The organism is Pseudomonas lyxosi (genome assembly GCF_047758685.1).
GTDB lineage: Bacteria > Pseudomonadota > Gammaproteobacteria > Pseudomonadales > Pseudomonadaceae > Aquipseudomonas > Aquipseudomonas lyxosi.
Genome location: NZ_CP180481.1, coordinates 6,599,476 through 6,626,432, shown reverse-complemented (window position 1 = coordinate 6,626,432; position 26,957 = coordinate 6,599,476). Strand labels below are relative to the sequence as shown.

Below are 26,957 nucleotides of genomic sequence, written 5' to 3'. Positions count from 1 at the left end.
CCTCATGTTGCTCAGTTATCTACGGCTGGTGTTGTTCGCGGCAGGCCTGTTGATCGGTGTCCAGGTGCCGGGGTTTATCAGCGATTATGCCAAACGGGTCGAAGCGCATTTGATTGAGGCGCAGACCGGTTTAAGCGGTTTTCAGGGCACGGCGAATCAGTTCTTCAAGGGTGACATGCAGGCGTTGGTGGCCCATTACCGCGCCAGCGAAGACCCGATCTTTCGCAGCGATGCCGACAGCCTGAGCACCTTGCTGACCCGTCAACTGGCGCTCGATAAACAGTTCCAGGCCATGCAGGGCCCGTGGTACATCCGCTTCCTGCAGGTTGCACTGGCGGCTGATCCGGATATTCGCAAGGAAACCTGGAACGGCTACAGCTACCAGATTCTGCTGACGCCGGAAGCGATGATCTGGGGCATGAGCGGGGCGTTGCTGTTGTCGTTCGGCATTGAATGCCTGTTCCGTCTGATCGACTGGGTGGTGCTGGGCGGCAAACGCCTGCGCCAGAGCCGGCCGATCGAAGATCGGGATGTGCGCGGGCTGTAAGAAAAAGATCAAAAGATCGCAGCCTTCGGCAGCTCCTACAGCCGACTTGCCGGCGATTGCCGCGACACGGTATGCCTGGCAGATCGCATCGCTGGCAAGCCGGCTCCTGTTTTTACCAGTCGACCGAGTAGCTCATGCTCAACGTCCGACCTTCGGCATTGGCGTACGGCGCTCTGGCGTTGGCCTGGGTGAACAGGTTCTGGTAGGTGCGGTTGGTCAGGTTGTACACCCCGCCTTCAAGACGACCGACCGGCAGTTGCACGGAGCCGAGCAGGTCCACCAGCGTATAGCCTTCGATGTCGCGTCCGTTATTGTCCTTGGCGGCGGCGTCGTAACTGGACAAATGCATGCCTTGCAGGCGCAGGGTGTAGTCGTCTTCGGTGTAGCCGACGAACAGTGTGGTCTTGGCGGGTGAGATGCGCGTAGCCGGCAGATCGATCCATTTGCCGTTCTGCTCGGTCTCGCCTTTGGCCCAGGCGTAAGTGCCACCCACCGACCAGTGATCGGTCGCGCGGTAGGTCAGGCTGTTTTCGATGCCGCGAACTCGCTCTTTCTGGTTGATCAGGCGCAATACGCGATCATTGGCATCGTAGAACTGGGTCACGTCCGAGGTGTTTTCGTACACGGTGACGTCGGCTTGCCACTGATCCCAGTTGCCCCGCCAGCCCAACTCGTAACTGTCGACCTTGATGGCCTGGGCGTTGAGACTCTGAATGTCGAAGGTGCTGCTGACATCACGCATGAAGCGCTGGATATCCGGTAGCGAAAACCCCTGGCTGTAATTGGCGAAGATGTCCTGGTTTTCACTCAGGTGGTAGACCGCCCCCAGGTTGTACAGCGTGGCATCGTATTTGAGGGTGTCGCCGGGCAGCGTTGCGCGTATGCCGGTCTGGACGATCTGGCCATAAGCGATGCTGTCGGAGACCTCGCTTTCGATCCATTCACGGCGCACACCGCCACGCAAGGTCCAGTCACCGATGTCCCAGGACATCTGCCCGAACAGCGATTTGGTGGTGGTTTCAATGTCGGGGCCCAGCTCGTAGGTGGTGCCGGTCTTGGTGTAGGTCAGGCCCTTGAGCGTGTATTGATCACCTCGTTGGCGGGAGCGCTCATGATCATAGTCGGCGCCCCAGACCAGGTTGCCCGTGGCGCTGCCGATGGCCGGCAGCGGCGTGTCGATGGCCGCGCGCAGGCCGTAGACATCCTGCACGCTGTTGTTGTCGGAGATCCCGGCCTTGCCCCGCGACAGGTCCGGGAAGAACAGCGCATCGGCGCGACGCCAGTAGCTTTCCAGTTGCAGGCCCTGGCCGTAGAAGTCCTTGTCGGTGTAATTGAGGTTGACCGACTGGTTATGGGTATAGGGTTGGTCGTCGAGTTTCAGCCCTTTGACTGCCACGGCTTGCTGCCGGTTTGTCGGGTCTTTTGTGTAGCCAGTGTCCTGTTGATCCTTGTAGTCCTGCAGCGACAGGCTGAGTTTTTTGTCGGCATCCAGTTCGTAACCGAAACGACCTTGCAGGTCATAGGTTTCGGTGTCCATGTTGCTGCCCTGGGAAGTGTCTTGAGGGATGCGGTTGCCGTTGCCATCGTACTGATCGTTGCGCTGGGTCAGGTCGGCGGAGACGTACCAGTCCAGGGCATCCTTGCGCCCCGTCGCACTCTGAAAGGCTTCGTAGGCGAAGCCTTTGCGGTTGAGATTGTTGCCGCTGGTCAGGCCCAGTTTGCTGCTGTAGGCAATGTCCTGGCCCTGATTGCGCTTGGTGATGATGTTGATGATGCCGCCTGAAGCACCGGCACCGTAGATGCTGCTGGCGCCGGAGATCACTTCGATACGTTCGATGCTGGCCGGGGCGATGCTGTTGAGCTGGCGGAAGTTGTCGCGCGTGGCGTTCTGCGATACGCCGTCGATCAACACCAGCATGTTGCGTCCGCGCAGGGTCTGACCGAAGTTGCTCATCCCGCCACTGGACGGCGCGAGACCGGGGACCAGTTGCCCGAGGATATCGGCGACCCGGCGACCCGCACCGCTCTGTTCACGGACCTGCTGTTCGTCGATCACCTGGACCGAGCCCGGAATCGAAGCAATGCTCGCTTCGCTGCGAGTAGCGGAGACAACGGTGGCTTGCATGTTCAAGGTGCCGGGCTGCTGCTCGGTATCCTCGGCCCAGGTCTGGGCGCTGAAGGTACCGAGCAACGGGATCAGCAGGGAGAGTTTGGTTCGGGTCATGACGTGGTCTTTTTTAGTTGTGATAAGTGTGTGGCGATAAGGTCGAGCGGTCAGGCGCGGAGTTGGACGACCGCACCCAGCGGATCCCGATGGCGGCTATGGCGTAGGTCAGCGCCACCAGCCAGAAACTGTGAGCCAGGCCGACCAGGCCCATGCCGATCCCGCCAAGGACGACACCGATCAGAGCACCCGCCTTTGCCGCGCTGTTGCCGAGGCCGAGCGCGAAGCCCTGCTGGTTTACGGAAATGGTGTTGGCGATCAGTGCATAGGCGACGGGCAGCAGGGCGCCTTGCCAGATGCCCCAGACGAGTCGACTGACGAGAAACCCCAGCCATTCGTTGGCCAATGCCGTGGCCGCCAGCGTCAGGGCACACAGCCAGGCCACGCCTTCAATGACGCGCAAGGTGTAGGCCGGCTGCCAGCGGTCGAACAGGCGTCCCCACAGTGGTGCGGAAATGGCCAGGGTCGCGGCGCTCGCCGCGTAGGTGGCGCCGATCAGCCAGCTTGGGGCATGCAGAATGTTCGCGACGTACAGCGCGTAGAACGACTGCGGCATCATCTTCGCGGCCTGAATCAACACGATCACCAACAGGATTCCACCGAGCCAGCCTTTGGGCAGAGCCACTGGTTCAACAGCTTTTTTCTTCGAGGCCCGAGCCTTGTCGGCCGGCAGGAAAAAACTCCCCAGTGCGCACAGCAGACAAATCGCCGTCGCGCCATAACAGAGCAAGGCAAACCCCGAGACGTCCATCAGCCAGCCGCCCAGTACCGGGCCGATCAACGAGCCGACGGCAGTCGCCGATTGCAGGCGGGCCAAGGTGTGACCACGTCTGGAACTGTCGCAGCAGGCCAAGGCATAGGCTTGCGCGGCAGCGAGAAAACCGGCCAATGCGCCTTGCATCACGCGAATACCCACCAGCAACCACGGGTCGAGGGTGATGGCCGCCAACCCTTGGCACAGCGCGAGTGCCAGCGACGCCCGAACAATCATCGGTTTGTGTCCGGTGCGATCCCCCAACCGGCCCCACATGGGAGTCAGGAGCATGGCGGCCAGCATCGGACCGGCATAGACCATCGCCGATAACAGCGCGGTGTAGCCGGCGCCCTCCGGCCCGAGCAGATGCTGGATCTGCAAAGGCCAGAACGGACCGCTCATTTCCATTGCGCCCATGGAGACAAACTGGATGACGATCAGCAGTCGCAAGGCGCGACCGTCAGCGAGCATGGGCGATTGGTTGCAGCGGATTACTCAGGCGTCCGACGATGTCGGCATGACTGTCGAGCAAGCGCATGCGCATGAACGATTTGGCGGGCCAATCCTGTTCCAGCAAGGCCTGGCGTTCGCTTTCCCAACGTGCCGGTTCAACGCGCTCGCGCAAGGTCTCGAAGCACTGCGCAACGTGCGTTGCCAAGCGCTCCCAAAGGATATTTTCCGGCACATTCCAGTGGCGGGCGCAGAGCAACGTCAGCTCACCGAGGTGGCACATGAATGTGGTGTGCAGGAGTTTGTCGCGGACAAAACCGGACTCGTCATACAGGGTCATTTTCGGATCGTGCAACTGGATATCCAGGCCCTTGGCGTGCAGGGTTTTGCGATCGATACGAACGTCGCCGAAGTCACGCAACAGCAGCCGATTCAACTGACCGTCAGCACCCATCACCATGAAACTGTTTTGCTGATGTGCTTCGAACGCCACGCCATACATCAGGTAAATGCCCAACAGACTCGGTACGGCAATCGACAGGTAATCGTCGAAGAACGCCAACATGGCCTCGCTGTCGTCACGGCCCTGAGCCAGTCTTACCCAATCACGCAGTAACGGTTGTTCGAATTCGTTGACGGCGAACAGACTGCCGACCGGCACCGCCAACTCGCCTTCTTGCAGAAGGGTAAGCGGGTTGTCGCGATACAGCACGGCAGCATGCCGGGAGCGCTCGTCATCGGCCGGTAGTGGTGCGTAGTGCACGCCGATGCGCTCTGGAACGATGTTCAGCAGACGCTGAATCTGCGGCTCCTGAGCGAGAATATTCAGTATCAGTTGGCTGATGCGCGGCCCCATCCGGGCGGAGCGCGGCGACACGGTGCGCTGCACGCTGGTCAATCGCAGAGCCACCGGCAGTTTGACCATCGGCGCAACGCGACTGGCCTCCGGCAGGACTGTGCGGAAGGACATGGTCGGGTGACCGGTAAACGCGACGATGTCAGTGACGATCAGCAGGTTGTCGGCGATCTCGTTGGCGAACGAATGTGGCAGCTCTTCATGGGCTTGCCATGGGTGCGACGGGAGCGGGAGGTAGTCCTTTTCGTCCAGACCCCGTTGCTGCAAATGGCGCTGCAATTGTTCGGCGGCCTGTGGGAAGTGACCTTGCCACCAGTCCCGGTAATCGGCGGTACCCGCCAGCGCCTCGACGTGTGCGTGCTGGCGGTGCACGGCGCACAGGACTATCGGAAAACTCGCTTCGAATTCTGGTGAGAAAGCGATGACCTGAGCGGCGCTCAAACCCAGTTTGGTCTTGTAGTTCGGGTGCCACGGATGGCCGAGAGTGCCCCACTGTTCGAGCAATGACGTAGGGTTCTGGTGGCTGGTGCCGGCTTTGAGCCAAGCGAGCAGGTTGTCGTCGTACTCGGTGTCGATCTGCTCTCTCAGGCGCTCGGTCCATCCATGGTGAAACGCCAGGCACAGGGTGTCGTTGCTGAAGCTGTCATCCAGTTCCAGGGCCAGACGTTCCAGTACCTGCGGTGAGGCTGGCGGGTTGAGCTGAGTGCTGAGGTGAGCGAGCAATTCGCTGGGCAGCTGGATTTTGTGGGGCAGTTTGTCGGGGGTGTGCAGGACGATGCTGCCGCGCACGTCCCAGCTGTTCATTCTTCCGCCGGACAAGTGCTCGAAGCAAAGATGCGTGCCATCGCCAAGTGGCAACCAGCAATGGTTATTGTCGTCGTATTCGCAAGCGTCGGGGTTGATCAGACCTTCACGAAACAGCGCCTGGATCAGGCGTTGGAAGCAGCGCTGGGCGGCGGGCTCGAGCGCATTGCTCAAATGATCGAGGGTGATGCGGTGGGACTGGAAAGCCTCAGTGCCGAGGGCTTCGCTCCAGTGAGCGAGCAATTGCTGCTGTTTTTGCGTGTAGGCGCGCATCAAGTCCGATTCCTTGTGGACAGTTGGTTAGCTGAAAGCGCGCAGAGAATACCGTTCTGAAAAAATAATGCAAATGATAGTGGTTCATATTTAAAACTTGGGAAATGTCCTTCAGATTCTGGCCATGGGTTTGCTCAAAACGATGTAGTGCTCGCCCACTTTCTGCGCATAGCGCTCCACGACCTGCTGACACAACGTCACGATTTCTTCGACCCACTCCACGCCAACCCGCCACGACACCACCACCTGCAAATTTGGTGGCCGTTGATCGATAGCCAGCAAGGTCAATTCCCCCCGCGCCAGTTCCTCGGCTACCAGCACCGGCGGCAGTGCACCAATACCGAAACCGTCCCGCAGCAACCGGGTGATCGCCGATACCGAGTTCACGCAGTTCAACCGTGGCGTCATTATGCCGTTGGCCTGCATCAGGGCGAGAATCTCCTGATGCGGATGGGAGTTTTTCGAATAGGTAATGATCCGTTCCCGCGCGAGGTCGGCAATCCCTGAATACTCGCGGTTGTAGATCGAGTTAGTCGCCACAATCCAGCCCATCGGGTGACTGGCCAGCTCAAGGCTGCGCACGCTTTCCTGACGCAACAGGTCGGTTTGCAGAATCAGATCGAGAAAGCCTTTTTGCAGCTGATCGCAGAGGTTGAGTGCGGTATCGGCCACTAACTCGATTTCCACCAGCGGATAGTGATCCATCATTTGCGCCACCAACGGGCTCAGCCAGGTATGGATGACCGTGTCCATCACGCCGATGCGAACTCGTCCGACCTTGCTCGAACGGGTTTCGATCGACTGCTTGAGGGCTTGCATGGTGTCCATCATTTGCTCGGCGTACTCGAGCACTTTCAAGCCTTCGGGCGTCAGGCTCACACCACGTGAATCGCGCAGGAACAGCTTCACCCCGAGCTCGCCTTCGAGCACGGCAATGCGGCTGGAAATCGACGCCTGGGTGGTGAAGAGCTTGTCTGCCGTCAGGCGAAAACTCTTGAGTCGGGCGACCCAGACAAAGGTTTCGAGAAACTTCAGGTTCATAGGGACAAGTTTTTCTTATGTCTAGAGCGGGTTTTTATTAGTTGGACGCAGCAGGGCCAGCAGCCCAAAAATCAGGCCATCCGGTTCCCACGATAGGCGTCGTCGGGGCTCAGAACAATACCAATAAAAATTAGCGCGGAGATTTGCCATGAGTGCGCCCGACACGCTCGATATCCCCAAAGCCACGGTTCGTCCAGGACCTTTCGACTGGTACCGCAACATCAATAAACAGGAACGCCGCACCTTCTGGAGCTGCAAGATCGGCTATGGCCTGGACGGCATGGACACCCAGATGCTCAGCTTCGTGGTGCCGACCCTGATTGCGATGTGGGGCATCACCACCGGCGAGGCCGGGTTGATTCACACCAGCACCCTGATTGCCTCAGCCATCGGCGGTTGGGTGGCGGGGATTCTCTCCGACCGCATCGGTCGAGTACGCACTCTGCAACTGACCGTTCTGTGGTTCGCCTTCTTCACCTTCCTCTGCGGTTTCGCCCAGAACTACGAACAACTGCTGATCAGCCGCACGCTGATGGGCTTCGGTTTCGGCGGCGAATGGACCGCCGGCGCGGTGCTGATGGGTGAAGTGATTCGCGCCAAGGACCGCGGCAAGGCTGTTGGCATGGTGCAATCCGGCTGGGCATTGGGTTGGGGGCTGACGGCGATTTTGTATGCGCTGCTGTTCTCGGTGCTGCCACCGGAAGACGCCTGGCGCGCACTGTTCATCCTTGGCATCGTGCCGGCGATTTTCGTGATCTTCGTCCGCCGACTGGTCAAGGACCCGGAAATCTATCGCGAAGCCAAGGCTAAGGAAGAACCCAGCAATCCGGCAAAATTCTACGAGATATTCGCTCCCGGCATCCTTTTCACCACGATTCGCGCTTCGGTGCTGACTACAGGCGCTCTGGGCGGTTACTACGCGATCACCTCCTGGTTGCCGACCTTTCTGAAGAACGAACGCGGTTTGAGCGTACTCGGTACGGGCGGTTATCTGGCGATGGTGATCGTCGGCTCCTACGTCGGTTATGTCATCAGCGCGTATTTGACTGACATCCTCGGGCGTAAAAAGAACTTCATTCTGTTCGCGGTCGGCTCGTTCACCATTGTTCTGCTCTACACCCAATTGCCGGTCAGCAATGGCGTGATGCTCTGGCTGGGCTTTCCTCTGGGCTTCTTCGCCTCGGGGATCTTCAGCGGTATGGGCGCGTTTTTGACCGAGCTGTTTCCAACGCGGATTCGCGGTTCGGGTCAGGGCTTTTGCTACAACATCGGCCGGGCGCTGGCGGCGTTGTTCCCGCTGTTGATCGGCGTGATGAGCCAGAAGGTGCCATTGAGCGTGGGAATCGGTGCTTTTGCGGCGGTGTCCTACGGGGTAGTGATCCTTGCGGCCCTGAGCTTGCCGGAAACCCGTGGCAAGCAACTCGAAGCCCAATAACATAATGCACAGCAACTGATAATCTGCGGGCAAATGCCTTACAGATAGAAAAGAATAAAACTTACAGGAGTGTTCACCGTGAGCCGCCTGCTATTGAACTGCGACATCGGCGAGAGTTTCGGTAACTGGACCATGGGTCTGGACGCCGAGGTCATGCCCTTCATCGATTGCGCCAACATCGCCTGCGGCTTCCACGCCGGCGACCCGAGCATCATGCGCAAGACCGTCAGCCTGGCCCTGAGCAACGGGGTGCAGATCGGCGCACATCCGGCGTATCAGGATCTGGTCGGCTTCGGCCGCCGTTCCATGGCCTACACCGCCCAGGAAATTCAGGACATTGTGCATTACCAGATCGGCGCCCTCGACGGCATTTGCCGGGCTCAGGGCGGGCGGGTGAGTTACGTCAAGCCGCACGGCGCGATGTACAACGACATGATGGCCAACCCGGCGCAATTGCGCGCCGTGCTTCAGGCCGTGGCGTCCTATGATCGTGAGTTACCGCTGATGTTGATGGCCACTCGCGACAACAGCGCCGCCCAGCAGTTGGGCGATGAATACGGCGTAACCCTGTGGTTTGAAGCCTTCGCCGATCGCGCTTATGACAGCGCGGGAATGCTGGTCTCGCGGCAACTGCCGGGCGCGGTGCATCACGATCCCGAGACAATCATTGAGCAGGCGCTGACTATTGCCCGCGGCGGCAACCTTACGGCCAGCGATGGCAGCGCCTTGCACTTGCAGGCCAATACCCTTTGCGTACACGGCGACAATGCCAGTTCGGTAGCCGCCGTGCGGCGTATTCGCGAAGCACTTGATCAGCAGAGCGCGCCATGAAAATCCGGGTCGAAGTGGTGGCGCTGGATTGCTTGATGGTCCGTCTGTTTGATGAGATCAGCGAGGCCAACATGCCGTGGATGCTCGCCGCCAGTGAAAGTCTGCGTGCCGCGTTCGCCGGGCATCTGATCGATCTGGTGCCGTCTTATACGACGTTGATGGTGCATTACGATCTGACCGCGTTGAGTCCGGCCCAGGCTCGGGAGCTGATCGCTGAGGCCTTGATCGATCTGTCGCCCAACGCCTGCACCCGCGGCAAATGTCATGCGTTGCCGGTCTGGTATGACTTGAGTGTTGGCCCGGAGTTGAGCCTGTTATCCCAGCGCAGCGGATTGGCCGTGGATGAAGTGATCCGCCGCCACAGCGAGCGCGAATATCAGGTATTCGCCTTGGGTTTTGCGCCGGGTTTCGCCTTCATGGGGTTGGTGGAGGAAGTGCTGGCGGCGCCGCGTTTGAACACTCCGCGCAAAAAGGTGGCCGCCGGCAGTGTCGGCATCGCCGAACGCCAAACGGCCGCTTACCCGGTGGTGTCTCCCGGTGGCTGGAATCTGATCGGTCGCACCCCGGCCAAATTGTTCGACCGCGAACGCGACGGCTACAGCCTGATGCAACCGGGCGACACGGTGCGCTTCGAAGCTGTCAGCCATGCAGAATTCATTAATCTGGGCGGTGATGACACGCCGTTGGAGGCGCAGGCATGAGCCGTCTATCAATAGAAGCGAGTACGCCGCTGTGCCTGTTGCAGGACGCTGGCCGTTTTGGCGTGCGGCATCTGGGCGTGACCCAGGGCGGGGCGGCGGACTGGCGATCGATGTCTTGGGCAAATTGGCTGCTGGGCAATGGCCTGGATGCACCGGTGATTGAAATCACCCTTGGCGGGTTCACCGTCGTTGCCGAAGAGGATTGCGTGCTGGCGTTGGCCGGGGCGGATCTGGGGGCGCAGGTGGATGGCGAGGCGTTGGCACCGTGGCGCAGTTTCAGGCTGAACAAAGGTCAGCAATTGCAATTCACTCAGCCGCTGCTTGGCGCTCGAGCATATTTGGCAGCCCCAGGCGGATTTGATGCGCCAAAGGTGTTGGGCAGTAGCGCAACGGTGGTCCGTGAGGAGCTCGGCGGGCTGGATGGCATGGGCCGGGCGTTGGCCAAAGATGCACAGTTGAGCTACTCGGGCAGCTCGCTGCTCCTGCTGCGGGCGTTGACGCCCGAACAGGTGCCGGATTTCAAACTCAACGCGCCACTGGACTTGGTGCTCGGTGCCCAGATCGGCGAGTTCAGTGGACAGAGTTCGTTCGACGCGTTCAATAGCGTCTGGACCCTCGACAGCCGTGCCGACCGGATGGGCATCCGCTTGCTGGGAACGGCGTTGCAGTATCAGGGTAAGCCGATGATTTCTGAAGGCATCCCGCTGGGTGCGGTTCAAGTGCCGCCGGACGGGCAGCCGATTGTGTTGCTCAATGATCGGCAGACCATTGGCGGCTATCCGCGATTGGGGGCGTTGACGCCGTTGGCGTTGGCCAGGTTGGCGCAATGTCTGCCGGGGGCGCAGGTGCGGTTGAAACCGGTGGTGCAGGATGTCGCCCATCGGGAGCAAGTCGAATATCTGCGCCGGTTCTAACTGTGGCGAGGGAGCAAGCTCCCTCGCCACAAGGTCAGTGCTCTATTTGGAAAGAAACCGCATCCCTTCTTCAAGCCCCCGCAACGTCAACGGATACATCTGGTCGTTAATCAAGTCCCGCACGATGTTGGTCGACGACGTATAGCCCCACGTATCTTTCGGATACGGGTTGATCCAGATGACCTTCTTGTACTTCTCCATGAACCGCTGCATCCACACATAACCCGCTTCTTCGTTCCAGTGCTCGACGCTGCCGCCGGCCTGGGTGATTTCGTACGGCGCCATGGCGGCGTCACCGATGAAGATCACTTTGTAGTCGGCGCCGTATTTGTGCAGCAGGTCCTGGGTCGAAGTGCGCTCGGAGCTCCGGCGCATGTTGTTCTTCCACACCGATTCATAAATGAAGTTGTGGAAGTAGAAATACTCCAGGTGCTTGAACTCGGTCTTGCAGGCCGAGAACAGCTCTTCGCAGATCTTCACGTGGGCGTCCATTGAGCCGCCGATGTCGAACAGCAGCAACAACTTGACGGTGTTGCGCCGCTCCGGACGCATCTGAATATTCAGCAGTCCGGCATCGCGCGCGGTGTGGTCGATGGTGCCATCGATGTCCAGCTCTTCCGCCGCCCCCTGGCGCGCGAATTTGCGCAACCGGCGCAGGGCGACCTTGATGTTGCGCGTGCCCAGCTCCACCGAATCGTCGAGGTTCTTGTACTCGCGTTGATCCCAGACCTTGACCGCTTTGCCCTGACGCTTGCCGGCATCGCCGACCCGAATGCCTTCCGGGTTGAAGCCGCCGGAGCCGAACGGGCTGGTGCCGCCGGTGCCGATCCACTTGTTACCGCCGGCATGACGTTCTTTCTGTTCTTCGAGGCGTTTCTTGAACTCCTCGATCAGCTTGTCCAGGCCGCCGAGGGACTGGATCGCCGCCCGCTCTTCGTCGGTCAGCGAACGCTCGAACTCCTTGCGCAGCCAGTCTTCCGGGATCAATGCCTGAAGGTGGTCGTCGAGTTTTTCCAGGCCGTTGAAATAGGCACCGAATGCCCGGTCGAACTTGTCGAAATGCTTTTCGTCCTTCACCAGAATCGCCCGGGACAGGTAATAAAACTCGTCCATGTCGGCGAAGGTCACGCGCTGTTTCAGCGCATTGATCAGGTCCAGCAGCTCCCGTACCGAGACCGGCACCTTGGCTGCGCGCATTTCATTGAACAGGTTAAGCAGCATGGCTATCGCCCTCTATCTTGTTAAACAGAGGGATCAGCGAGTGCCGCGACGGCTCATGAACGCCAGGCGTTCAAGCAACTGCACGTCCTGTTCGTTCTTCACCAAAGCGCCTGCCAGCGGCGGAATGGCCTTGGTCGGATCGCGCTCGCGCAGTACCGCTTCGCCGATGTTGTCGGCCATCAGCAGCTTCAGCCAGTCCACCAGTTCGGAGGTCGATGGCTTCTTCTTCAGACCCGGCACCTTGCGCACGTCGAAGAACACGTCCAGCGCTTCGCTGACCAGATCCTTCTTGATGTTTGGGTAGTGCACATCGACGATTCTCTGCATCGTGATGCGATCCGGGAAGGCGATGTAGTGGAAGAAGCAGCGGCGCAGGAAGGCGTCCGGCAGTTCTTTCTCGTTGTTGGAGGTAATGATGATGATTGGGCGTTTCTTGGCCTTGATGGTCTCGTCGATCTCATAAACGTAGAACTCCATCTTGTCGAGTTCTTGCAGCAAGTCGTTCGGGAACTCGATGTCGGCCTTGTCGATTTCGTCGATCAGCAGGATCACCCGCTCTTCGGACTCGAAAGCTTCCCAGAGCTTGCCCTTTTTCAGGTAGTTGCGAACGTCGTGGACTTTCTCTGTGCCCAGCTGCGAGTCGCGCAGACGGCTGACCGCGTCGTACTCGTACAGGCCCTGATGCGCCTTGGTCGTGGACTTGATGTGCCAGGTGATCAATTTGGCGCCGAAGGACTCGGCCAGTTGCTCGGCGAGCATGGTCTTGCCAGTGCCCGGCTCGCCCTTGACCAGCAGCGGACGTTCCAGGGTAATGGCGGCGTTGACCGCCAGCTTCAGGTCATCGGTGGCGACGTAGGCCTGGGTGCCTTCGAACTTCATCTGCTAATCCTCGAACGGTGATGCCGACCTGAACAAGGCAGGGCGGGGCGCAATAATTGTAGTACCCGACTATAACGCGGTGCCCGGTCGACTGTGAACGCAGACGGCTTATTCAGTCTCTGAATGGGGCGTCACATCTTGACTCAGTCTCGGCTGCTGGCCAGTATTGAGATATCGCCATTTTGGCGATAGGTTGCCGGGCATGTCTACTAAATATCGGTTTCGCGATACGTACCGCATTCAGTTGCGTGAGAAGGATCATCCGCCGCCCCATGTCCACCTGACCGGTGGCGGGCTGGACGTCATGCTCAGCCTGGAAACCGTCGAAGTGATGGTGGGCAAAAGGCGCCGCCGCTGATTATCAAGGAAGCGCTGGAGTGGGTCAGGGCCCATCAGGTGCAATTGCTGGAGGATTGGAAACGATGTTACCCATGAAACGACCACGGCTGTCGGCCGTGCAGGCGTTGCCGGATCACCGTCTTATGCTGACCTTTATCGATGGTCAGCAACTGAACCTCGATTTGAGTCGGGACCTGTTCCTCTATCCAGGGTTGCAGCCGTTGCTGGAGGTTGGCGCTTTCGACGGTGCAACCCTGGGTGATGAAGGCTGGAGCGTTGAGTGGCCCGAACTGGACATCCAGATCGGCGCAGACACCCTTTATCTGGATGCGCTCGCGCAAAACGCATCGGACGAAAACACCCGGATCTTCATCGACTGGCGCGCTCGTACCGGGCTGCCGCTCAATCAGGCGGCCGAAGCGTTAGGGGTCAGTGCCCGCAGCATCACGCGCTACAGCAGTGGTCGTGAAGCCGTACCACGATCGCTGGCACTGGCCTGTCTGGGCTGGGACTTCTTGCAGCAGCAATCGAGCCCGGCGCGGGCGGCCGAAGAAACCGGTCGCTATACCGTCACACGCAAGCCTTAACCGGCGTCCGGCTTGGGCCGTTCGTATTGGGCATTGAAGGCCTGGATGAAGCCGTTGCGTAAAATCTGCAAAAAAGCCTCGAATGCGTTGATATCTCGCTGATGCACGCTGCCCCTGAGTTGGACGCGAGTGGCAAACTGGTTCTTGCCTTGATTTTTCAACACCGTTTCGGACCCCCCGACGATGGCCTCCCAAATGGAACGGAAAATCCCTTTGTCCTTGTTCTCGACGTCCTGCTGCCAATTGAACACGTCGACGTCCTTTAGCAGCGGTTTGATGTAACCCGTCAATTGAGCTTTTTTAGCCTCGGCTTCAATGACCACATCACCGTGACCGGCATTGAAGTCGAACTTGCCATAGGCTGAGGCGAAGTCGTTCATGCGTTTGAGTTCGATGTCTTTGACCCGCAGGCGGAACTCGAAATCTTCAAAGTTGCTTAATGGGTCGAAGGTGGCGGTGGTTTCCAGTGGCGCGTGCCCGAGCAGCAGCGCCTTGCCGTCGAAGCGAGCGTCGCGTTTGCCTTTGATGTCGACCACGTTGGTCAGGTTGTAAATGCTGGCGTTGACCTGAGTGGCGTTCATGTTCACGGGGGGCTTGGAGTTGAAGTTGCGGAAAGTGATCTTGCCATCGCTGATCTGAACTTCGTTCAAGGTGATGGGGACCAGTTTGCTCAACTGCGCACGCCAGTCGGTGCCCTGACCGGTCTGGGAGTTTTGCTTGTTGGCGCCGCCGTCGACGAAGTTCACCTCGGGTTTGAAGAACTGCGCCTCGGCCACGACGGCGTGGTCGTACAAGAGCGAGTGCCAGCTGATGGAAAGGTCGATCAGCGGCGCGTTGACGAAAGGCACCGGGACCTTGCCCTCGACCTTGACGATTTTCAGCCCGTTGATTTTGTACGCACCGCGCCACAGGGCCAGGTCCACATCAGTGATCTGGCCACGGTAGTCGCCCATGTTCGCCAGCTTGTCATTCAGGTAGTCGCGCACCAGGTAGGGCAGGGCGATGTGCAGGGCAATCAGTAGCACAACGAGGCCGGCGAGGGTCCACAGGGGCCAACTGTATCTGCGTTTCATGATGGCAAATCTCTGGCATTGTAAAGCCATTGACTGCTGCGGTTACGGGACGTTCGACTGACTGGACGATCAACGGCAACAGGCATACCTTGGAGAGCTTATTTAACGCTGTATAAGGACCCAGCCATGAGCCGTATCTACGCTGACAACGCCCATTCCATCGGCAATACGCCGCTGGTGCAGATCAACCGTATCGCCCCGCGCGGCGTGACCATCCTGGCCAAGATCGAAGGGCGTAACCCCGGTTACTCGGTCAAGTGCCGGATCGGTGCGAGCATGATCTGGGACGCCGAAAGCACCGGCAAACTCAAGCCTGGCATGACCATCGTCGAACCGACCTCAGGCAATACCGGTATCGGCCTGGCGTTCGTTGCTGCAGCTCGCGGGTACAAGCTGATGCTGACCATGCCGGCGTCCATGAGTATCGAGCGCCGCAAAGTGCTCAAGGCACTGGGGGCCGAACTGGTACTGACCGAACCGGCCAAGGGCATGAAAGGAGCAATCGAGAAGGCTGCTGAAATTGTCGCCAGCGACCCGACTGCCTACTTCATGCCGTCGCAGTTTGAAAACCCGGCCAACCCGGCCATCCACGAAAAAACGACCGGTCCGGAAATCTGGAACGACACCGACGGTGCAGTCGACGTACTGGTGGCAGGCGTCGGAACGGGTGGAACCATCACCGGGGTTTCGCGGTATATCAAGAATACCCAGGGCAAACCGATTATTTCGGTGGCGGTGGAGCCAGCGGTGTCGCCGGTTATCACCCAGGCAATGGCCGGTGAAGAAATCAAGCCGAGCCCTCACAAGATCCAGGGTATTGGTGCCGGTTTTGTGCCGAAGAATCTTGATCTGTCGATGGTCGATCGGGTTGAGTTGGTCAGCGATGAAGAATCCAAGGCCATGGCCCTGCGCCTGATGCAGGAAGAAGGGATTTTGAGCGGCATTTCCTGCGGCGCCGCCATGGCGGTGGCCGTGCGTCTGGCGGAAACCCCGGAAATGCAGGGCAAGACCATCGTGGTGATCCTGCCGGACTCCGGTGAACGCTACCTGTCGAGCATGCTGTTCAGTGATCTGTTTACCGAGCAGGAGAATCAGCAGTAGGAGCTGCCGCAGGTTGCGATCTTTTGATCTTGTTTTTGAACGTCTGTAAGGGGGGTGACTCAGGTCAGCCCCCGTTCAGGAACCTTATGTTAAGAAGTGCTTTGTTGCGCAATCCTTAACACTGAATGTTGAGATACACGGGTTCTTCCCGAGGCTGGTAATGTTTATCATGGCCGACTGCTACGTCGGGCAAATGGCGTTGTGCAAAGTTGTCTACTATCAAGGAGTTGTTGATGACCGTTTCCCTTGCCGCGAAGGCGTCGCTGTTGCTGCTGTTCCTCGGCAGCACCCTCTATGTGCATTTACGCGGGAAGGCGCGTTTGCCGGTCTTGCGTCAGTTCGTCAACCATTCAGCTTTGTTCGCGCCCTATAACGCCTTGATGTACCTGTTCTCCAGCGTGCCATCCAAACCCTATCTTGACCGCAGCAAGTTCCCGGAACTGGATGTGCTCAAGGACAACTGGGAAGTCATCCGCGACGAAGCGATGCATTTGTTCGACGAGGGTTACATCCGCGCCGCCGAAAGGAACAACGACGCCGGGTTCGGTTCGTTCTTCAAGAAAGGCTGGAAGCGTTTTTACCTCAAGTGGTACGACAAACCACTGCCATCGGCCGAAGCCCTGTGCCCGAAAACCGTGGCACTGCTCAGCGGCATTCCCAACGTCAAAGGCGCCATGTTCGCGTTGCTGCCAGGCGGCAGCCACCTCAACCCGCACCGTGATCCATTCGCTGGTTCCCTGCGTTATCACTTGGGGCTGTCGACGCCGAACTCCGACGATTGCCGGATCTTCGTCGACGGTCAGGTCTACGCCTGGCGTGATGGTGAGGACGTGATGTTCGACGAAACCTACGTGCATTGGGTCAAGAACGAAACCGACAAGACTCGGGTCATCCTGTTTTGCGACATCGAACGACCGTTGAGCAACCGTCTCATGACCCGCATCAACCGCGGGATCAGCGGCTTTTTGGGGCGCGCCACTGCGCCGCAGAATCTTGATGATGAACGTGTTGGCGGGATTAACCAGGTTTATGCCTGGAGCAAGAACTCCAGCGACAAGTTCAGCGGTGTGGTCAAACGGTGGAAGCGTCGTAATCCCAAGGCGTACCGCGTGCTGCGGCCGGTGTTGGCGGTGGTGGTATTGACGTTGTTGGGGTATTGGTTGTTTGGCTGAAACCGATTCCTGAATAAAAAAACGCTCCTTGGGAGCGTTTTTTTATGCACCGGTTCGGCACTGGGATTGGTGTAAGACTCTTGCTTATTGGTTCTTCCGGCTTAGTCATTGCAATCCATCTCACACGCTGGTTATAGTCGGCGCTCGATGTTTTCCAACCCACCTTTCTCCCCTTCAAAAAAGATCAGCCCATGCCAGCTTCCCTCATCAACGCGGTAGTCGATTCAGCGGTCAACGCTGGCGTCGTGCCGTGCGGGAATCAGCAGCCTGCGCAGATCAGTCATTACCCCCCACCTGTCAGTAGCACGCCGGTGTGCGCAGTCGTATCACCGCCAGGCGTTGGTCTTTCGGGCTGATCAGCTTCTTTTTGCTGTTCTCTCTGCCCGCCTGAAAAAACTACTGAATTTCAGCTTCGGCTGAGTTGGCTTTTTGCCTGACTACAGGTGGTATTCATGTTTGTCCTTTCAAAAAAAACCGTGCTCGCGGCGGCGTCCACGAGCCTGTTCGTTTTGCTGTGGAGCAGCGGGGCGATCTTCTCCAAATGGGGCCTGGCCCACGCGTCACCCTTTGCTTTTCTGCTGATTCGCTTCGCTATCGCAATCTGCGGATTGGTGCTGCTGGTGCCGTTGCTCAAGCTGAAACTGCCCAAGGGCGGCAAGCCGATGTTGTATGCGATGGCCACGGGCGTGGTGTTGCTGGGGGCTTATCAGATTTTCTATCTGCTGGCCCTGGACCTCAAAGTCACACCCGGCGTCATGGCAACGATCATGGGCGTGCAGCCGATTCTCACGGTGGTGATCATGGAGCGTCAGCGATCAGCCAGCAGAATGTTCGGTCTGGCACTGGGTTTGGCCGGGTTGATCATGGTGGTTTACCAAGGCATCGGTCTGGCCGATATGTCGCTGGCCGGCATGCTCTTCGGTTTGCTGGCGCTGGCGAGCATGACGTTCGGTTCGATCATGCAGAAGCGCATCACCGACAATCCCCTGGGCACGCTGCCAGTGCAGTACCTGGCCGGGCTGTTGCTCTGCGGAGTCTTCGTGCCGTTCCAGCCCTTTCATTTCGAACACAGCACCGGTTTCATCGTACCGGTGTTGTGGATGGGATTGGTGGTGTCGGTGCTGGCGACCTTGTTGCTGTATCGGCTGATTGCACGGGGCAACCTGGTCAATGTCACCAGTCTGTTTTACCTGGTGCCGGCGGTGACGGCGGTCATGGACTACCTGATTTTCGGCAACCGGCTGGCGGCGTTGAGCATGCTTGGCATGTTGCTGATCATCATCGGTCTGGTGTTCGTATTCCGTAAAAACGCTTGAAGCAAAACAAGGCCTGGGGCATGAGTTCCAGGCCTTGTTTATTTGGCCCGCGCATGCTCGGCCCGCACCACAAAACTACCTGGCAGCCACCTCTTTAGACTTCACCACTGCCGTCTTCAACACCAACCACAACGCCGCCGCAATCAACACCCCGCCATAGATGTGCGCCATCGACAACGGCTCATCCAGCAACAACGCCCCCCACAACACCCCGAACGGCGGGATCAGGAAGGTCGTGGTCATCGACTTCACCGGCCCGACCGAGCTGAGCAACCGGAAGTAAATAATGTACGCAAGCGCCGTACACACCAGCCCCAAACCCAGCAATGACAACCAGACACTCCAGCCGCCCCAGCTCTCCGGTGGCTGGCTGATCACGCTGTAACCGAACAGCGGCAACAGAAACAACGTCGCGCCGAGCATGCTGCCCACCGCCGATAGACGACTGTCGAGACCACCGGCCTGATCAAGCCAGCGGCGCGCGAGGAACCCGGCGAAACCGTAGCAGGTCGTGGCGAGCAGGCAGGCGAGGGCGCCCATCAACAGTTCCATGTCGAACGCCACCGGACCAGCTCGGGTCAGGATGCCCACGCCCAACAGCCCGAGAAACACCCCGCCGAGCTTGGCGGCCGTGAGCCTTTCATGGAAAAACAGACCGCCGATCAGCACGCCCATCAGTGGCGTGGTGGCGTTGAAAATCGCCGAGTAACCGGCCGGCAGCACCTGGGCGGCTACCGAGTACAGGGTCGCTGGAATCCCGGAGTTGATCACTCCGAGCAGCATCACGGTTTTGAGTTTGCCTTTGAAATCCCAGCTGATGCGCATCAGACCGAGAATCACCAACAGGCCGACCGCGGCAATCGACACGCGGAAAAAAGCAGTGGGGATTGTGCCAATCACCGGGGCAATGATGCGCATGAACAGAAAGCTAGCGCCCCAAATGGCGGCGAGCGATAACAAACGCAGAGTATCGACGGGGTTCACAGCACGTTCCTTCCTTGATTGGCGCGCAAGTGTCGCGCCAGTCAGGACGCAAGGCAATGGTTGCGTTGCGTAACAAAGGGCCACTAAGCTCAGGCCCCACGATAAGAATCAGCCGCCGAGGTTTTACCTATGCCGCAGCAATGGCCAGCCGCCGACATCGCCCGAATGATCCTCGATGGCTTTGACGATTATCGCGAGCATTTCCGCCAGATCACCGACGGCGCCCGGGCTCGCTTCGAGCAAGCCAAGTGGCAGGAGACGCAAACGGCGTCGGCCGCGCGGATCAATCTCTACGAAGAAAAAGTCAGCGAAACGGTGGGACGGCTGCACATCGCTTTCGACGCCGACACGCTGGATGTCAGTTGCTGGCCGCTGGTCAAAAGCGCTTACATCACGCTGATCGACTTGCGCTTCGACGATGAACTGTCCGAAACCTGGTACAACTCGATTTTCTGCGGGCTGTTCAGCCACGACCTGATCAGCGACGGCTGCATGTTCATCCACACCACCCGGCCGAGCCTGCGTCGGGCCCGTGCCGCACAAACCCGCACGTACAAGCCCCAGGGCCAGTTGTCCGGGATGCTCGCGAGCATTTTTGCCGACTACCGTTTCAGCGAGGATTACGCCAACCTGGCGGGCGACCTGTCTCGACTCGAAGGGCAATTGCGCGAGAACCTGCCGGACTGGGTCTGCAAGGACCCGGAATTGAGCGTCGAACTGTTTTCCTCGGTGCTTTACCGCAACAAAGGCGCGTACCTGGTCGGGCGCATCTACACCCAGGACGAACAATGGCCGCTGGTGATTCCGCTGCTGCACCGCGAAGGTCGCGGGATTCAGATCGATGCGCTGATCACCGATGAAGCGGACGTGTCGATCATCTTCTCGTTCACCCGTTCGTACTTCATGGTCGACGTGCCGGTGCCGGCGGAGTTCATCGGTTTCCTCAAGCGCATCCTGCCGGGCAAGCACATCGCCGAGCTGTACACCTCGATCGGCTTCTACAAACACGGTAAATCCGAGTTCTACCGGGCGCTGATCAATCACCTGGCCAACACCGACGACCAGTTCATCATGGCCCCGGGCGTGCGTGGCATGGTGATGAGCGTGTTTACCCTGCCGGGCTTCAACACCGTATTCAAAATCATCAAGGACCGCTTCTCGCCGTCAAAGAACGTCGACCGCGCCACGGTGATCGAGAAGTACCGTTTGGTGAAAAGCGTCGACCGGGTCGGGCGCCTGGCCGACACCCAGGAATTTGCCGACTTCCGTTTCCCGTTGAGCAAGTTCGACCCAGCGTGCCTGGAAGAGCTGCTTGAGGTGGCCGCGTCCACGGTGTCGGTGGAAGGCGACACCGTGCTGATCCGCCACTGCTGGACCGAACGGCGGATGACGCCGTTGAACCTGTATCTGGAGAACGCCAACGACGCTCAAGTTCGCGAGGCGCTGGAAGATTACGGCCTGGCGATCAAGCAACTGGCGGCGGCGAACATCTTTCCCGGCGACATGCTGCTGAAGAACTTTGGCGTCACGCGTCACGGGCGGGTGGTGTTTTATGACTATGACGAGATCTGCTTCCTGACTGAAGCCAACTTCCGGCATATCCCGCTACCGCGTACGCCGGAAGACGAGATGGCGTCGGAGCCGTGGTATTCGATTGGGCCGCTGGATGTGTTTCCTGAAGAGTTTCCGCCGTTTTTGTTTGCTGATTCGGGGCAAAGGAAGTTGTTTGATCAGTTGCATGGTGAGTTGTACAACGCCGATTACTGGAAAAGCCTTCAGGACGCCATTCGCGCCGGGAAGGTCATCGACGTGTTCCCGTATCGGCGCAAAGGCCTGGATAACGAATAACCCCCCGCACTGATCGTTCCCACGCTCCGCGTGGGAATGCCTCCCCGGACGCTCCGCGTCCGCTCTTGGGACGCAGAGCGTCCCTTGCTGCATTCCCACGCAGAGCGTGGGAACGATCACATGGCGGCGCAAATCTGCGACAATCGCCCCCCTGCGCCACTAGACGACTTATTGCGTACCTGATGACTGACGAATCGCCTTCCATCGACAAACTGCTGAAAAACCTCGATCACGCCATGCTCGCCGACCGCCACCGGCTGCGGCGGCAGTTGCTTGAGCTGCGCAAAAAACCTGACGAAGCCAAGCTGGCCCAGTGGGTGACGCGCACGCAGGTGTCCTGTGATCAGGTATTGGCGCGGCGGGCCAGCCTGCCGGTGATTCGTTACGACGACAGCCTGCCGATCGCCGCCAAGCGCGATGAAATCAAAGCAGCGCTGCTCAAGCATCAGGTGCTGATCATTGCCGGTGAAACCGGTTCGGGTAAAACCACCCAGTTGCCGAAGATCTGCCTGGAAATCGGTCGCGGCCAGCATGGCCTGATTGGCCACACCCAGCCGCGTCGAATCGCCGCCCGCAGCGTGGCGAGCCGGGTCGCCGAAGAACTGGCGACGCCGTTGGGTGCGCTGGTCGGCTATCAGGTGCGATTCGAGGACCAGAGCGATTCCAACACCCTGATCAAACTGATGACCGACGGCATCTTGCTGGCGGAAACCCAGAACGACCGCTACCTCGAACGCTACGACACGATCATCGTCGACGAAGCCCACGAACGCAGCCTCAACATCGACTTCCTGCTCGGTTACCTGAAAACCCTGCTGCCGCGTCGTCCGGATCTGAAGGTCATCATCACCTCGGCCACCATCGATCTGGAGCGTTTCTCCAAGCATTTCGACGATGCGCCGATTGTCGAAGTCTCGGGCCGCACCTTCCCGGTGGAAACCTGGTACCGCCCGCTGACCCTGGAGCAAGACGAAGAGGGCAACCGCGTCGAGGATGACTTGACCGTGGATCAGGCGATCCTCGCCACCCTCGACGAAATCGCCGCGTTCGAACGCAGCGAGCGCAAGAGCCCCGGCGATGTGTTGGTGTTCCTGCCCGGCGAGCGCGAGATTCGTGACGCCGCCGACATGCTGCGCAAGGCCCAACTCAAACACACCGAGATTCTGCCGCTCTACGCACGACTGTCGCCGGCCGAGCAGCAGCGGATTTTCCAGTCGCACCCAGGCCGTCGCGTCGTGTTGGCGACCAACGTCGCGGAAACCTCGCTGACCGTGCCGGGCATTCGTTACGTGATCGACAGCGGCACCGCGCGCATCAGCCGTTACAGCTACCGCGCCAAGGTCCAGCGCCTGCCCATCGAAGCCATTTCCCAGGCCAGCGCCAACCAGCGTAAAGGTCGCTGCGGACGGGTCGAACCGGGTATCTGCATCCGCCTCTACGGCGAAGAGGATTTCATCGGTCGCCCGGAATTTACCGACCCGGAAATCCTGCGAACCAACCTCGCAGCGGTGATTTTGCAGATGCTGCATCTGCGCCTCGGCGAGATCACCGATTTCCCGTTTATCGAGCCGCCGGATGGCAAGGCCATCAGCGACGGTTTCAACCTGCTGCAAGAACTCTCGGCGGTCGACCGCAACAGCCAACTGACGCCGCTTGGCCGCCAATTGGCCCGACTGCCAGTGGACCCGCGGATGGGGCGCATGCTGCTGGAGGCGGCGAAACTCGGCAGCTTGCAGGAAGTGCTGATCGTCGCCAGCGCCATGTCGATTCAAGACCCGCGCGAGCGTCCGCCGGAACGTCAGCAAGCGGCGGATCAGGCGCACGCTCAGTGGAAAGACGTGGACTCGGACTTCGCCGGGCTGGTCAATCTGTGGCGTGGTTTCGAAGAACAGCGCCAGGCGCTGACCGCCAGTCCGCTGCGCAACTGGTGCCGCAAGAACTTCCTGAATTATCTGCGTCTGCGCGAATGGCGCGACTCTCACCGCCAGCTGAGCCTGATCTGCCGCGACATGCAGCTCAGCATTAACAAAGAGCCGGCGGATTACCCGAAACTGCACAAAGCCGTGCTCTCGGGGCTGCTCAGCCAGATCGGCCAAAAAACCGAAGAGGGCGACTACCTCGGCGCCCGTCAGCGGCGCTTCTGGATTCACCCGTCATCGGGCCTCGGCAAGAAGCGTCCGCAATGGCTGATGGCCGCCGAACTGGTGGAAACCACCAAGCTCTACGCGCGCATGGTCGCCAAGATCGACGCCGACTGGATCGAGCCCTTGGCCGGACACCTGATCAAGAAAAACCACTTCGAACCCCATTGGGAGAAGAAGCGCGGCCAGGTCGTGGCCTTCGAGCAAATCACCTTGTTCGGACTGATCGTGGTCGGTCGCCGGCCGGTGCATTACGGGCCGATCGACCCGGTGGTGTCTCGTGAGTTCTTCATTCGTGAAGGCCTGGTGCGCGGCGAGATTCAGTCCAAGGCCAAGTGCCTGACCGCCAATGCGCAGTTGCTGGAACAGCTCGACGAACTGGAAGCCAAGGCTCGCCGTCGCGACATTCTGGCCGACGAAGAAACCCTGTTCGCCTTCTACGATGCGCGACTGCCGGCGGAGATCCACCAGACCGCGACCTTCGACAGCTGGTACCGAGTCAACAGCCAGAAAGACCCGCAGCTGCTGATCATGCGCGAAGAAGACGTGCTGGCACGCGAGGCGAGTGAAGTCACCGCCCTGCATTACCCGGACACCTTGCACATCGGTGATCTGGAGTTGGCGCTGAGCTACCACTTCGAGCCGAACCACCCGCGTGACGGCGTGACCCTGCGCGTGCCAGCACCGTTGTTGCCGATGCTGCCGCCGGAACGTCTGGAATGGCTGGTGCCGGGCGTCATCGAGGCCAAATGCATCGCGCTGGTACGTAACCTGCCCAAAGCCCTGCGCAAGAATTTCGTACCGGTGCCGGACTTCGTCAAAGCCGCATTGCAACGCATGACTTTCGCCGAGGGCTCGTTGCCTCAAGCGCTGGGCCGTGAACTGTTGCGCATGACCGGTGCGCGGGTCAGCGATGAAGCCTGGGCCGAAGCGTCGCAGCAGGTCGACAGTCATTTGCGGATGAACCTGGAAATCGTCGACGGCCAGGGCAAATTCCTTGGCGAAGGGCGTGATCTGGCGGAACTGACCGCACGCTTTGCCGAAGCCAGTCAGGCCGCGTTGGCCGTGCCGCAAACTGTGAAAAATCAGCAACCGGTGGAGCCGAAGGTGTTTGCCGCCGTCGCCGAGAAAACCCAGCAGAAGATCGCCGGGCTATCGATGACGGTGTATCCGGCGCTGGTGGAAGAGAGCGGCACGGTCAAGGAAGGACGTTTTTCGACGCCGGCCGAAGCCGAGTTCCAGCATCGCCGCGCCTTGCAGCGTTTGCTGATGCAGCAACTGGCCGAACCGGCGAAGTTCCTGCGCGGCAAGTTGCCGGGGCTGACCGAGCTGGGGCTGATGTACCGCGAACTGGGGCGCATCGATGCTTTGGTGGAGGACATCCTGCTGGCCAGCCTCGACAGCTGCATTCTCGACGGCGAAGACCCGCTGCCACGGGATGGCGCCGGGTTGGCGTCACTGGCTGAGCGCAAACGCGGCGGCTGGACCGAGCACGCCGAACGGCTGGCGAAGCTGACGCTGGAGATTCTCAAGCTCTGGCACGGCCTGCAAAAGCGCTTCAAGGGCAAGATTGATCTGGCGCAAGCCGTGGCCCTGAACGACATCAAGCAGCAGCTCAGTCATCTGGTGTATCCGGGCTTCGTCCGCGAAACCCCGATGCAGTGGCTCAAGGAGCTGCCGCGTTATCTGAAAGCGGTCGAGCAGCGCTTCGAGAAAATCGGCGCTCAGGTGCAGAGGGATCGGGTCTGGAGCGGCGAATTGTCCGGTCTGTGGACGCAATATCAGACTCGCGCCAACAAGCACGCTCAGGAAGGCAAACGCGATCCGCAGCTGGAACTGTATCGCTGGTGGCTGGAGGAATATCGGGTTTCCCTGTTCGCCCAACAATTGGGGACCAAGGTGCCGATCTCCGACAAGCGCCTGAACAAGCAGTGGACCCAAGTCGAGCCGTAGCTTTCGATCTCGCAAAAGGCGCCAAAACCCAATGTTTATGGCAAACTTCGCGCCTATAAGCGCCGGCCCCGCGGTTTTGAGCCTTCACAGGTCTGGGCGGATCGGAATAAAGCGATGCCAGGTTTGTTCCCCCTGACGGGAGCAGATCCTTTGTGTGTTGGTACGTCGGTGCCAACACTTTCTGCCTGAATAGATTAGAGAAACGACCATGCATAACGTCGTCATCAGCGGCACCGGCCTGTACACCCCGGCCAACAGCATCTCCAACGAAGAGCTGGTGCAGTCTTTCAACGCTTACGTCGCGCAATTCAACGCCGACAATGCCGACGCCATCGCGCGCGGCGAAATCGAAGCGTTGACCGAGTCCAGCGCGGCGTTTATCGAAAAGGCCTCTGGCATCAAAAGCCGCTTTGTCATGGACAAGGAAGGCATTCTCGACCCGCAACGCATGGCGCCACGCCTGCCGGAACGCTCGAATGACGAGTGGTCGGTGCTTTGCCAAATGGCTATCGGTGCCGCCGAGCAAGCCTTGCAGCGTGCCGGCAAGACCGCTGCGGACATCGACGGCGTGATCGTCGCCTGCTCCAACCTGCAACGTGCCTACCCGGCCATCGCCATCGAAGTCCAGGAAGCCTTGGGCATCCAGGGTTTCGGTTACGACATGAACGTCGCCTGCTCCTCGGCGACCTTCGGCATTCAGGCTGCGGCCAACAGCGTGCAACTGGGTCAGGCCCGGGCGATTTTGATGGTCAACCCGGAGGTCTGCACCGGTCACCTGAATTTCCGCGACCGTGACAGTCACTTCATCTTCGGCGACGCCGCGACCGCGGTGATCATTGAACGTGCTGACCTGGCAACGTCCAAGTACCAGTTCGATATCGTCAGCACCAAGCTGCTGACCAAGTTCTCCAACAACATCCGCAACAACTTCGGCTTCCTCAACCGCGCGGCGGAAGAGGGTATCGGCGCCAAGGACAAACTGTTCGTGCAGGAAGGCCGCAAGGTGTTCCGCGATGTCTGCCCGATGGTCGCCGAGCTGATCGCTACGCACCTGGAAGAGAACACGCTCAACATCAGCGACGTGAAACGCTTCTGGCTGCACCAGGCCAACCTCAGCATGAACCACCTGATCGTCAAGAAACTGCTGGGCCGTGAAGCCACCGAAGAAGAAGCCCCTGTGATTCTCGACACCTACGCCAACACCAGCTCCGCCGGTTCCGTGATCGCGTTTCACAAGAACCAGGACGATCTGGCCGCCGGTTCGCTGGCAGTGCTCAGCTCGTTCGGCGCCGGTTACTCGATTGGTAGCGTGATTCTGCGTAAGCGTTGAGTTCGCTTTAAAAGATCGCAGCCTGCGGCAGCTCCTGCACGGGATTGGATTTCAACGCGATATCGGGGTTGGAATACGGTCGGTGTAGGAGCTGCCGAAGACTGCGATCTTTTTTTGCGCCGACAAAAAAACTCGCGCTGCAGTATCGGACGGATGATGGGGACCGATACCACAACGCGAGTT

Annotated in this window: 20 protein-coding genes and 1 pseudogene; 13 read left to right on the top strand and 8 right to left on the bottom strand. The window is 59.4% G+C overall.

What is annotated here, in order from left to right:
* Positions 1–4 precede the first annotated feature (4 nt).
* Positions 5–547 carry a DUF2937 family protein gene (locus ACMXYI_RS30395; protein WP_123366761.1) on the top strand — a complete coding sequence of 181 codons (543 nt, stop codon included), beginning with the start codon at positions 5–7 and terminating at the stop codon, positions 545–547.
* A gap of 112 nt (positions 548–659) precedes the next feature.
* Here the strand turns inward: ACMXYI_RS30395 and ACMXYI_RS30390 are convergent, their stop codons facing one another.
* The 4 genes from ACMXYI_RS30390 to ACMXYI_RS30375 all read right to left on the bottom strand — a co-directional run bounded on the left by ACMXYI_RS30390 (position 660) and on the right by ACMXYI_RS30375 (position 6,949).
* Positions 660–2,771, bottom strand: coding sequence for a TonB-dependent receptor (locus tag ACMXYI_RS30390; RefSeq protein WP_415770797.1), 2,112 nt, complete (start codon positions 2,769–2,771; stop codon positions 660–662).
* A gap of 13 nt (positions 2,772–2,784) precedes the next feature.
* Positions 2,785–3,996, bottom strand: a complete 1,212-nt coding sequence (locus ACMXYI_RS30385) for an MFS transporter (RefSeq protein WP_415770796.1) — start codon at positions 3,994–3,996, stop codon at positions 2,785–2,787.
* Positions 3,986–5,908 carry an IucA/IucC family protein gene (locus ACMXYI_RS30380; protein WP_415770795.1) on the bottom strand — a complete coding sequence of 641 codons (1,923 nt, stop codon included), beginning with the start codon at positions 5,906–5,908 and terminating at the stop codon, positions 3,986–3,988. Before ACMXYI_RS30380 ends, ACMXYI_RS30385 begins: the two co-directional genes overlap by 11 nt.
* Positions 5,909–6,019: 111 nt before the next feature.
* The gene (locus ACMXYI_RS30375) at positions 6,020–6,949 is read right to left on the bottom strand and encodes a LysR family transcriptional regulator (RefSeq protein ID WP_415770794.1); all 930 of its coding nucleotides are present in this window, start codon (positions 6,947–6,949) and stop codon (positions 6,020–6,022) included.
* A 148-nt stretch (positions 6,950–7,097) separates the two neighbouring features.
* Between ACMXYI_RS30375 and ACMXYI_RS30370 the strand changes: the two genes are divergently transcribed.
* From ACMXYI_RS30370 to ACMXYI_RS30355, 4 genes are all read left to right on the top strand, one after another.
* Positions 7,098–8,384, top strand: coding sequence for an MFS transporter (locus ACMXYI_RS30370; protein ID WP_415759553.1), 1,287 nt, complete (start codon positions 7,098–7,100; stop codon positions 8,382–8,384).
* A 78-nt stretch (positions 8,385–8,462) separates the two neighbouring features.
* Positions 8,463–9,215, top strand: coding sequence for a 5-oxoprolinase subunit PxpA (locus ACMXYI_RS30365; protein WP_415770792.1), 753 nt, complete (start codon positions 8,463–8,465; stop codon positions 9,213–9,215).
* Entirely contained in the window at positions 9,212–9,916 is a 705-nt protein-coding gene (locus tag ACMXYI_RS30360; protein WP_415770790.1) for a 5-oxoprolinase subunit B family protein, read from the top strand. Before ACMXYI_RS30365 ends, ACMXYI_RS30360 begins: the two co-directional genes overlap by 4 nt.
* Complete coding sequence (locus tag ACMXYI_RS30355) at positions 9,913–10,830, top strand: biotin-dependent carboxyltransferase family protein (RefSeq protein ID WP_415770788.1); 918 nt, start codon at positions 9,913–9,915, stop codon at positions 10,828–10,830. Before ACMXYI_RS30360 ends, ACMXYI_RS30355 begins: the two co-directional genes overlap by 4 nt.
* Positions 10,831–10,872: 42 nt before the next feature.
* Here ACMXYI_RS30355 and ACMXYI_RS30350 read toward each other — a convergent pair whose 3' ends face one another.
* Together ACMXYI_RS30350 and ACMXYI_RS30345 are read right to left on the bottom strand one after the other, a co-directional pair.
* A complete protein-coding gene (locus ACMXYI_RS30350) occupies positions 10,873–12,051 on the bottom strand; it encodes a vWA domain-containing protein (RefSeq protein ID WP_415770787.1) in 1,179 nt (392 codons plus the stop codon).
* Positions 12,052–12,084: 33 nt separating this feature from the next.
* Positions 12,085–12,930, bottom strand: a complete 846-nt coding sequence (locus ACMXYI_RS30345) for an AAA family ATPase (RefSeq protein WP_008067574.1) — start codon at positions 12,928–12,930, stop codon at positions 12,085–12,087.
* 202 nt (positions 12,931–13,132) lie between these two features.
* On the opposite strand from ACMXYI_RS30345, the pseudogene ACMXYI_RS30340 reads away from it, so the two are divergent.
* Positions 13,133–13,365: pseudogene (locus ACMXYI_RS30340) on the top strand (DUF4160 domain-containing protein).
* Positions 13,353–13,856, top strand: a complete 504-nt coding sequence (locus ACMXYI_RS30335; protein WP_415770785.1) for a DUF2442 domain-containing protein — start codon at positions 13,353–13,355, stop codon at positions 13,854–13,856. The pseudogene ACMXYI_RS30340 and the gene ACMXYI_RS30335 overlap by 13 nt, the downstream one beginning before the upstream one ends.
* On the opposite strand, the gene ACMXYI_RS30330 is transcribed toward ACMXYI_RS30335, so the two are convergent.
* Positions 13,853–14,929 (bottom strand): DUF748 domain-containing protein, encoded by a 1,077-nt coding sequence (locus tag ACMXYI_RS30330; RefSeq protein ID WP_415770783.1) that lies wholly within the window; start codon positions 14,927–14,929, stop codon positions 13,853–13,855. The genes ACMXYI_RS30335 and ACMXYI_RS30330 overlap by 4 nt on opposite strands.
* A 126-nt stretch (positions 14,930–15,055) precedes the next feature.
* Here ACMXYI_RS30330 and cysK point away from each other — a divergent pair, with 126 nt between their 5' ends.
* The 3 genes from cysK (at position 15,056) to ACMXYI_RS30315 (ending at position 18,518) form a co-directional block, all read left to right on the top strand.
* Positions 15,056–16,030 (top strand): cysteine synthase A, encoded by a 975-nt coding sequence (cysK, locus tag ACMXYI_RS30325; protein WP_282483377.1) that lies wholly within the window; start codon positions 15,056–15,058, stop codon positions 16,028–16,030.
* A gap of 233 nt (positions 16,031–16,263) precedes the next feature.
* Complete coding sequence (locus tag ACMXYI_RS30320) at positions 16,264–17,202, top strand: aspartyl/asparaginyl beta-hydroxylase domain-containing protein (RefSeq protein ID WP_415770782.1); 939 nt, start codon at positions 16,264–16,266, stop codon at positions 17,200–17,202.
* Between the two features lie 452 nt (positions 17,203–17,654).
* The gene (locus ACMXYI_RS30315) at positions 17,655–18,518 is read left to right on the top strand and encodes a DMT family transporter (protein WP_415770780.1); all 864 of its coding nucleotides are present in this window, start codon (positions 17,655–17,657) and stop codon (positions 18,516–18,518) included.
* 75 nt (positions 18,519–18,593) lie between these two features.
* On the opposite strand, the gene ACMXYI_RS30310 is transcribed toward ACMXYI_RS30315, so the two are convergent.
* Entirely contained in the window at positions 18,594–19,502 is a 909-nt protein-coding gene (locus ACMXYI_RS30310) for a DMT family transporter (RefSeq protein ID WP_415770779.1), read from the bottom strand.
* Positions 19,503–19,631: 129 nt separating this feature from the next.
* Between ACMXYI_RS30310 and aceK the strand changes: the two genes are divergently transcribed.
* The 3 genes from aceK to ACMXYI_RS30295 all read left to right on the top strand — a co-directional run bounded on the left by aceK (position 19,632) and on the right by ACMXYI_RS30295 (position 26,774).
* Entirely contained in the window at positions 19,632–21,350 is a 1,719-nt protein-coding gene (aceK, locus tag ACMXYI_RS30305; protein ID WP_415770778.1) for a bifunctional isocitrate dehydrogenase kinase/phosphatase, read from the top strand.
* 182 nt (positions 21,351–21,532) lie between these two features.
* Positions 21,533–25,444, top strand: coding sequence for an ATP-dependent RNA helicase HrpA (gene hrpA / locus ACMXYI_RS30300; protein WP_415770776.1), 3,912 nt, complete (start codon positions 21,533–21,535; stop codon positions 25,442–25,444).
* A gap of 208 nt (positions 25,445–25,652) precedes the next feature.
* Entirely contained in the window at positions 25,653–26,774 is a 1,122-nt protein-coding gene (locus ACMXYI_RS30295) for a beta-ketoacyl-ACP synthase III (RefSeq protein WP_129442027.1), read from the top strand.
* The last annotated feature ends 183 nt before the right edge of the window (positions 26,775–26,957 follow it).

Excerpts from the sequence above, each read along its gene's own strand:
- ACMXYI_RS30395 (WP_123366761.1), top strand. The coding sequence starts at position 5 with ATGTTGCTCAGTTATCTACGGCTGGTGTTGTTCGCGGCAGGCCTGTTG.
- ACMXYI_RS30390 (WP_415770797.1), bottom strand. The coding sequence starts at position 2,771 with ATGACCCGAACCAAACTCTCCCTGCTGATCCCGTTGCTCGGTACCTTC.
- ACMXYI_RS30385 (WP_415770796.1), bottom strand. The coding sequence starts at position 3,996 with ATGCTCGCTGACGGTCGCGCCTTGCGACTGCTGATCGTCATCCAGTTT.
- ACMXYI_RS30380 (WP_415770795.1), bottom strand. The coding sequence starts at position 5,908 with ATGCGCGCCTACACGCAAAAACAGCAGCAATTGCTCGCTCACTGGAGC.
- ACMXYI_RS30375 (WP_415770794.1), bottom strand. The coding sequence starts at position 6,949 with ATGAACCTGAAGTTTCTCGAAACCTTTGTCTGGGTCGCCCGACTCAAG.
- ACMXYI_RS30370 (WP_415759553.1), top strand. The coding sequence starts at position 7,098 with ATGAGTGCGCCCGACACGCTCGATATCCCCAAAGCCACGGTTCGTCCA.
- ACMXYI_RS30360 (WP_415770790.1), top strand. The coding sequence starts at position 9,212 with ATGAAAATCCGGGTCGAAGTGGTGGCGCTGGATTGCTTGATGGTCCGT.
- ACMXYI_RS30355 (WP_415770788.1), top strand. The coding sequence starts at position 9,913 with ATGAGCCGTCTATCAATAGAAGCGAGTACGCCGCTGTGCCTGTTGCAG.
- ACMXYI_RS30350 (WP_415770787.1), bottom strand. The coding sequence starts at position 12,051 with ATGCTGCTTAACCTGTTCAATGAAATGCGCGCAGCCAAGGTGCCGGTC.
- ACMXYI_RS30345 (WP_008067574.1), bottom strand. The coding sequence starts at position 12,930 with ATGAAGTTCGAAGGCACCCAGGCCTACGTCGCCACCGATGACCTGAAG.
- ACMXYI_RS30335 (WP_415770785.1), top strand. The coding sequence starts at position 13,353 with ATGTTACCCATGAAACGACCACGGCTGTCGGCCGTGCAGGCGTTGCCG.
- ACMXYI_RS30330 (WP_415770783.1), bottom strand. The coding sequence starts at position 14,929 with ATGAAACGCAGATACAGTTGGCCCCTGTGGACCCTCGCCGGCCTCGTT.
- cysK (WP_282483377.1), top strand. The coding sequence starts at position 15,056 with ATGAGCCGTATCTACGCTGACAACGCCCATTCCATCGGCAATACGCCG.
- ACMXYI_RS30320 (WP_415770782.1), top strand. The coding sequence starts at position 16,264 with ATGACCGTTTCCCTTGCCGCGAAGGCGTCGCTGTTGCTGCTGTTCCTC.
- ACMXYI_RS30315 (WP_415770780.1), top strand. The coding sequence starts at position 17,655 with ATGTTTGTCCTTTCAAAAAAAACCGTGCTCGCGGCGGCGTCCACGAGC.
- aceK (WP_415770778.1), top strand. The coding sequence starts at position 19,632 with ATGCCGCAGCAATGGCCAGCCGCCGACATCGCCCGAATGATCCTCGAT.
- hrpA (WP_415770776.1), top strand. The coding sequence starts at position 21,533 with ATGACTGACGAATCGCCTTCCATCGACAAACTGCTGAAAAACCTCGAT.
- ACMXYI_RS30295 (WP_129442027.1), top strand. The coding sequence starts at position 25,653 with ATGCATAACGTCGTCATCAGCGGCACCGGCCTGTACACCCCGGCCAAC.